At 39.4% G+C, this 6,879-nt stretch carries 1 protein-coding gene and 1 pseudogene; one reads left to right on the top strand and one right to left on the bottom strand.

The features are described 5' to 3' along the window. Nucleotides 1-4,996, bottom strand: a pseudogene (locus HMPREF2805_RS07360) (hypothetical protein); the annotation flags it as partial. A 293-nt stretch (nucleotides 4,997-5,289) separates the two neighbouring features. Here HMPREF2805_RS07360 and HMPREF2805_RS07355 point away from each other — a divergent pair. Then, the gene (locus HMPREF2805_RS07355) at nucleotides 5,290-6,759 is read left to right on the top strand and encodes an AcpB/EbpR/MafR family transcriptional regulator (protein WP_075231986.1); all 1,470 of its coding nucleotides are present in this window, start codon (nucleotides 5,290-5,292) and stop codon (nucleotides 6,757-6,759) included. Nucleotides 6,760-6,879 lie beyond the last annotated feature (120 nt).

Below are 6,879 nucleotides of genomic sequence, written 5' to 3'. Positions count from 1 at the left end.
TTGGCTCGTTCTTATCTGCATCTGTTGGTTTTTTAGTTACAAATTCTGATAATGGTTTTGTATCTGTAGAACCATCTGTATAGGTTACTACAAGATTTCCTTTGTCATCTTTTGTGACTGATTTAATCTTACCATCTTTATCAACTGGAGTATCTTTTGCGATGTTCGCATCATCGTTATCTTTTTTGTACTCAAGTTGTAATTTTTCTTTGATTTTATCTAACTCAGCATCTGTTACTTTATCTGGATCTGCTACTTCAACTTTATCAGCTGGAGCTGGAGTTGCAATATCGTACTTATCTGTTTGAGATTTAACGATAAAGTGAACATATCCTGGTGTCTGAGTTGCATTAGGGTTTTGATCCAATGCTCTAAAATCAGTAGTTGATGGTGCATTATCATTGTCATTAGCAACAACAAAGCTTGTCCAATGGTTTGGAGCTTTAAGTGTTGTAACACCTGTCATCTTAATAGTAGCTGTAGCACCTGATACAGTACCATCACCATGAGTGACTGCTGAATTCTCGATTTTTCCAGTTGTGAAACCGTAATCTGCCGTATTATCTTTTCCAATACCACCAGGACCACGTACATACATATCTTTAACAGCAGTGTTGTCTGATGCTTTGAATGTTAAATCAGTGTTTTCACCTGTATAAACATAGATTTCTTTCTTAGCTTCATTTGAGTATGGGAGCTCAACTGTTGGAGCTACGTTTACAAATTCTGACAATGGTTTCTTATCTTGAGAACCATCTGCATAGGTTACGACAAGATTTCCATCTGCATCTTTTGTGACTGATTTAATCTTACCATCTTTATTAACTGGAGTATCTTTTGCGATATTCGCATCGTCATTGTTCTTGTTGTACTCAAGTTGAAGTTTTTCTTTGATTTTAGCCAACTCAGCTTCTGTTACATTTGCTGGATCTGCTACAGTAACTTTTTCAGTTGGAGTAGCAATGTCATATTTTTGAGTTTGGCCCTTAAGCATGACACGGAATGCACCTGGGTCAGTTGGGTTTGAAGCACTTGTTGCTCCATTCTCAATTTTCGCACCATCTGTATCCGTTGCAGTTGCATAACGCCATCCTAAAGCTACACCTTTTGGATTTTCACCTCTAGTGGCAGCATCTAAGTCGTTTTGTGTAAATTTCCCTTCTGGTGCTGGAGTACCTGAATAAGTAATGACTGCTGGTGTTTCTGCTGTTGCTGGAGTTTCAGTAGAGATAACATTTGCTTTAAATCCAAATTGAGTGTTAATTTTATTTGCTTCACCTTCAACTGGTTTAAATGCTTGGTTTCCTCCAGCGTTTACAGTAGCACTTGCAATTTTTCCACTATCATCTTTGAATTTGATATCGAATGAGTTTGCTTCTCCACCGTATACATAAACTTCTTTAGTAGCTTTATTAGAGTAAGGAATCTCTACTGTTGGAGCTACGTTGTCACGTGCAGGAGTTGTTGTATCTTTCGTTACAAATTCTGACAATGGTTTCTTATCTTGAGAACCATCTTTATAGGTTACAACAAGATTTCCATCAGCATCTTTTTCGACTGATTTAATCTTAGCATCTTTGTCAGCTACAGGTTGACCTTTTTTATCTGCCAAGTTAGCATCATCATTGGTTTTAGAGTACTCAAGTTGGAGTTTCTCTTTGATTTTAGCTAAGTCGTCATCTGTTACATTCGTTGGGTCTGCTACAGCAACTTTTTCTGTTGGAGCTACAATGTCATATTTTTGAGTTTGTCCCTTAAGCATGACACGGAATGCACCTGGGTCAGTTGGGTTTGAAGCACTTGTTGCTCCATTCTCAATTTTCGCACCATCTGTATCCGTTGCAGTTGCATAACGCCATCCTAAAGCTACACCTTTTGGATTTTCACCTCTAGTGGCAGCATCTAAGTCGTTTTGTGTAAATTTCCCTTCTGGTGCTGGAGTACCTGAATAAGTAATGACTGCTGGTGCATCTGCTGTTGCTGGTGTTTCAGCAGAGATAACATTTGCTTTAAATCCAAATTGAGTGTTAATTTTATTTGCTTCACCTTCAACTGGTTTAAATGCTTGGTTTCCTCCAGCGTTTACAGTAGCACTTGCAATTTTTCCACTATCATCTTTGAATTTGATATCGAATGAGTTTGCTTCTCCACCATAGACATAAACTTCTTTTTCAGCTTTATTAGAGTAAGGAATTTCTACTGTTGGTGCTACGTTTTCACGTGCAGGAGTTGTTGGGTTAACGAGATATGCTGCTGCAACCTTATCTGTTGATTTATCAGGGTATGTGATTGTAAGGTTACCCTTTTCATCTACACTGTATTGTGAACCTGCTGGAAGACTTGGGTTCGCAGTTTTAACTGAGTTGATGATCTTGTTCTTTTCATCTTCACTAACGTTGTTTGGATTTGCAATATCTACTTTTGTACCTGCAACTGGGTCATACTTTTTAGTAGTCTCAAGAACTGTAACAGTGATTACTCGATCAATCGATACTTTCTGATTACTTGTTGGCTCTGGACTTCCAGTAGCTCTAAAGACGACCTTAGTATCCCCTAGAGGTTGGGTCCATGCAACAGTACCTTTTGCTTCAGCATGGCTGTTTCTTATTGCTGCACTTCCATTAGTAGACAATCCACCCGATGGTTCTACCCCTTTTACATTAAAAGCTGTTTCTGGAACAATTCCGAACCAACGCAAAGCTGTCCCAGCAGCATCACCTGTTAAAGTAAGTTTATCTCCACGATAAAGTGTCACCTTTGTCGTATTGGTGATCATTTGCAACTTATAAGGACCCTTGGTCACCTCATCGTTCGAAATCGGCGTTGGTGTTTTTGTAACTGTAATCGGTGCACTCTTAGCTGACTCTGTTCCACCTGCTGGTGTTGAAGTAGCTGTGATCTCTCCTTCAGGAAGGCTGTTTGTAGGGTGAACAGTTGCTACACCTTTATCGTTAGCTACGGCTTCACCGATCACAACGCCATCTTTGTTGTAAAGTTTAACAGTTGAACCTGCTGGTGCTTTCACTGTTACATCAGCTGGAGTACTTGCTTTACCTGCCAAATCATTGACAATTTCTGGGGCTGATGCTGGGGCTGTAGTTGCGCCATCTACTGCTGGAGTAATTGGTTTTGATGGTTCTGGTTGTGGCTGTGGCTGTGGTTGTGGTGCTGGAGTCTCCTCTTTTGGAGCTTCTTCAACGTTACGTGATTGCCATCCTTGAAGACTTGAGTAGCTACCTTCTTGCATGTTAGAGATAACTCGAGCTGTTGTTCCAGCTTTCATATCTTTGTTCAAGGTCAAGTTGATTGTTGAGTAGAACTTACCATCTTCACTTGAAGCAACACTTGCAAGTGCACTGCTTGAAGAGTTTACTTGCCATTTACCTGGAACAGCATCACGTTTGAGTCCAACTTCTTGCGCCTTGCCATCTTTATCCGTGAATTGGAAGTAAGCTGCTCCTGCATCGTGTGGCACTTTCAAGGTAACGTTTCTATCATTTTCAACAAGATTATTCTGTTGTTTTGATTTAGATGATGGTACGATCTCTGAGTGACCGAGAGAGATATTTACAGGTGTAGCAGCACTTTCTTGACCATTAACTGTTTGGGTAACGCTAATGTTATCCCCAGTAACTAACTGTGGACCACCAGAAACGCTACTATTCAAACCAAAATCAAGTGGGAATGACCATTGTCCGTTTTGTGCAACTTGGGTTTGCTTAGCAGTTTTACCATTGCTCTTGAGATTGATGATAGCACCTGGCTTACCTGTACCTGAGATTGTCGTATCTGTAGAAGCTACAGTAGGCACTGTAATCGTGTCATTTGTTTGGGTGTAGGTATTGTTGACTCCTGGTTGTGGTGCAAGTCTTGATGAAAGATTGATACCGACTTCTGGGAAGTCTGAAGTACGATTTTTAACAGCTGATGAACCATTCATCCCACCATTTTCTAGTGAGTTTTTTACAATAGCTGTTGCAAAACGAGCAAACAGATTGTGGTTGGTACCTTTAGTCACTACTCTATAGGTAAGCGAATCAGGAACCGCATAACCAATGCCACCGCTATAATCAGACGCCAAAGCTTTGTGATTGCTCATAGGAGGGAGCTTCCCAAAATCTTTTTCAACGTAATACTCCTCTTTCAGACGTCCGGCGTGAGGACCACGATCTATGACAGTAATACTTTCGATGGTATCGTCTGATGCGACCACCAATCCAGCAGATGGGTGATTCTTATGAGTCGGTATAACATTGATTTTCCAAGTTGTTTTGTCTCCATCAACACTGTATTGAATAGAGGTGAACTGCTTAACTTGGTTATTATTGTTTGCAAATTCACCTTCAGCGACTGATCCGTCAACTGAACGGTATGCTGCACGTGAACTTAGATCACGTTTCCCTCTTGAACGGACTGGTTCAGCTGGTGCGACTGGTTCAGTTGCCGCTTCCGTTACTTCTTCAACTTTAGCTTCAGTGGCTACTGCTGTTGCTTTTTCTTCTTTGGCAGCAAGTTGAGCTACTGCCTCTTTGAGACTAGCGACTGCTGTATCCACTTGGTCTTGGCTAGCTTCTGCATTTGCCAAAACATTTTGTGCTTGTTCAAGTGCTGTGTTCAAGCGAGAAAGAGAGTCTTCTGTCTTTCCTGCTTTGTCCAAGCCTTTTACTTCTTCGACCAACTGGGTCAAAGCTTCTTTGTTAGCTGTTTTAGCAGTAGTGTTTTCCGCTACCACTGCTTTTTCAACTGTTGCTGGCTGAGTCTCTGCCACAGCAGCAGGAGCTTCATAAGTCCCCGTTTCTCCACCATATCCAGGCTTAGCCTCTTTAGCTTTTGAGCCACTCTCAACTGTAAATTCCGATGCTGTGTCTGCATGGACTGTTTGAGTAGCTAAGCTAGCTCCGACCGCAAAAACAAGCGAACAACCAAAAAGGAAATGTTTTCCTTTTTTAATCATACGCCAGTTCTTCTGCTCTGCATTTTTACGATTAAAATACATTCTTATCTCCTATTTATTTTTTATTAGAGTCGCATGTGTTTTACATACATTGCTATTATAAAATATGGTATCAACATAGTCAAGTTTTTTGCTCCTTTTAGAAAAAAAAAAAACATTTGATGCAAATCATTTCCAAATTTTCGATTTTTTTAGTAAAATTATTATAAAAATTGGTAATTTATAAACGAATTTTAAAAATTTTTTCCGAAAACATGCTATAATAGAGAAAAGCCCTGATAATTTTTTTATCTTTTTTTGTTTATAATACTTTATATTTTCAAGGAGTATTTCCCATGAGAGAACTATTATCTCACAAAGAACAGAGACAATTAAAAATTCTAGAATACTTATTTGAGAACCAAGAATGGATTCATATCGACACCTTGGCTGATATTCTAGATTTGAATGGACGCATCATCAAAAGCGATATTAAAGAAATGCGCGAGCAACTTTCTTGTTTTGATATTCTATCATCAACCGCTGGTATCAGACTGACGAACGAACAGAACTTTGGTATTGAGCGGATTTATAGACACATTTTGCAAGAGTCTGTTAATTTTCAGGTACTCAGAGCTTTCTTCCTATTAGAAGAACCATTTACTTTCGAGCACCTAGTCCAAACGCTTGATATTTCTCTTCCCTCACTTCGTAAAAAGGTTGCTGAAATCAATAATATTTTGCAATCAAAGTATAAATTCAAGCTCAAGGTGACGCCTATTTCAATTATTGGAGACGAAAGAGACATTCGCTTCTTTTTTGCCCAATATTTCCATGAAGCCTATGGTTTCTTCAAATGGCCATTTCATATGTCTTCTGAAGATGTAGATGAGTTTGTGACTTTTTTTGTCAAGGTCACAGGCTATCCTATCACCTACCAAAATCTGTTTCAGCTGAAGACACAAATTGCAGTCAATCTCCATCGAGCAAAGATTTTACCGAGACCTAAAGGGGAAATCGAGTCTGACTTTCTTCATCCTATTTTTAGTCAACTTTCAAACTTCCAGCAGGAGTTGCAATCTCTTGGTGATCGTCTTGGAATCACGCTCGACTTTCCAACTATTGACCAAATTTTCAGCTCCTATACTCAAGAGGGAATTTTCTTCACGGTTGAAGATTTCCTAGAAGCACGGAAAGACAATGAGAAAGTCGACCACTCCTATCACTCAGCTCGGGATGTCCTAGACAATCTTACCCGACAGTTTGATGTCCACTTTTCAAATACCGATCAATTGATTTGGCACTTGCATAACACTGCATTTCTAGAACGTCAAGAAATCAACTCAGAATCTATCATTTCTCATAACAAATCTTATGCACTGAATAAGATTAAAAAGTTCTTCCCAGATTTTTATGAAGCTGCTAGTTTTGAAATGATGCGCTATAAGTCTAGCTTGGGACAAAAGGAGCAACTTCACGCTGTAATCCATCTAGTCTATACTCTTTTAACCCACGCAACTGATCTAATGGAACAACTCCTAAAGCACCAAACCAAGGTTCGTGTTCTTGTTTTGAGTGAGTTTGACTTTGCCCATCCTCAGGCTTTGATTTCACTCTATCAATTTTACACCTCTAGAAACATCCACTTTGAAACATGGGATAAAGCGACACTCAATGTCAATGAAATCATGGAAGCGGGTTACGATGCCATCATTACCAACTTTGATATTGAAGGATTGGTTCATCCGAAACTCATGAACGTCGGTCGCATGGCTAATCTACAAGTCGTCAATGAACTCAATACTCTTTCCATTAGTAAACTTTAAAAAAGCCTCTGTTTTATAACCAAGTAAGCAGACTAAAACATATACAAACGCATAATGTCAGTTATCTTAAAAACTTGATATTATGCGTTTTTATACTCTTCGAAAATCTCTTCAAACCGC

Source organism: Streptococcus sp. HMSC034E03 (assembly GCF_001811505.1).
Taxonomy (GTDB): Bacteria; Bacillota; Bacilli; order Lactobacillales; family Streptococcaceae; genus Streptococcus.
The sequence above is the reverse complement of the archived record's forward strand: the minus strand, read 5'-3'. Positions and strand labels throughout refer to the sequence as shown.

What these genes read in the sequence shown, in the direction of transcription:
- HMPREF2805_RS07355 (WP_075231986.1), top strand. Translation starts at nt 5,290, where the DNA reads ATGAGAGAACTATTATCTCACAAAGAACAGAGACAATTAAAAATTCTA.